This is a genomic window from Salinicola salarius, assembly GCF_002179555.1.
In the GTDB taxonomy this organism is placed as follows: domain Bacteria; phylum Pseudomonadota; class Gammaproteobacteria; order Pseudomonadales; family Halomonadaceae; genus Salinicola; species Salinicola salarius_A.
In genome coordinates this window covers 1-839 of sequence record NZ_NHOU01000121.1, presented here as the reverse complement: position 1 = coordinate 839, position 839 = coordinate 1, and the positions used below count along the sequence as shown (strand labels likewise).

Genomic DNA, 839 nt, shown 5'->3' with positions numbered 1-839 from the left:
TCAGGTGGCCAGATTCACTGTGCCACTACACTCCCTCATCGAATGAGTGGGGCCGCTGACGGTTGTAGTAGCCCATCAGGTACTCACCGATGTTCTTTCTGGCATCGCAAATGCTCGGATAGCCCAAGACAGGAATCCATTCACTCTTCAGGCTTCGAAACAGCCTCTCCATGGGCGCATTGTCCCAGCAATTTCCACGCCGGCTCATGCTCTGCCTCATGCGGTAGCGCCATAATCGTTGGCGGAACAGGCGACTGGTGTATTGGCTACCTTGATCAGTGTGAAACAGCAATCCAGACGGCCTACCTCGTTGCTCGTAGGCATAATCCAATGCATTGACTACCAACTCGGCATTGGGTCGCGTCGATAATGCCCAACCGACGACCCGACGGGCGTACAGATCCAGAACCACCGCCAGATAGCTCCAGCATTGCCCGGCTCATACATAGGTAATATCGCCGCACCAGACCTGATTGGGCCAATTGACCGTGAATTCACGACCTAGATGGTTCGGAATATCCGGACATTCAACGGTGGCCTGCTTGTAAGCATGGGGGCCTGGTTGCTTACAGACCAACCGCAGCTCTTGCATGAGGCGGCGGACCTTGAAGCGTCCAACAGCAACACCCTCGTCATTGAGCATGGCGGTGATCATGCGACTACCCGCCGAGCTGCGGCTCCTGGTGAATAACCGATTCACGGCAGCTCTGAGCGTCAAACGCTCGACATCGATACATGAACGCTTACGACGGTGTTCATAGTAGCTGGAACGAGATACACCAAACGCCTCACAGACCATTTCTACCGACTCCTGCTCACTCAACTGGTCTATCAGCGCG

Annotated in this window: 1 pseudogene; it reads right to left on the bottom strand. The window is 54.9% G+C overall.

The features are described 5' to 3' along the window. Positions 1-25: 25 nt before the first annotated feature. Positions 26-839 (bottom strand): annotated as a pseudogene (locus CCD76_RS20550) (IS3 family transposase); the annotation flags it as partial.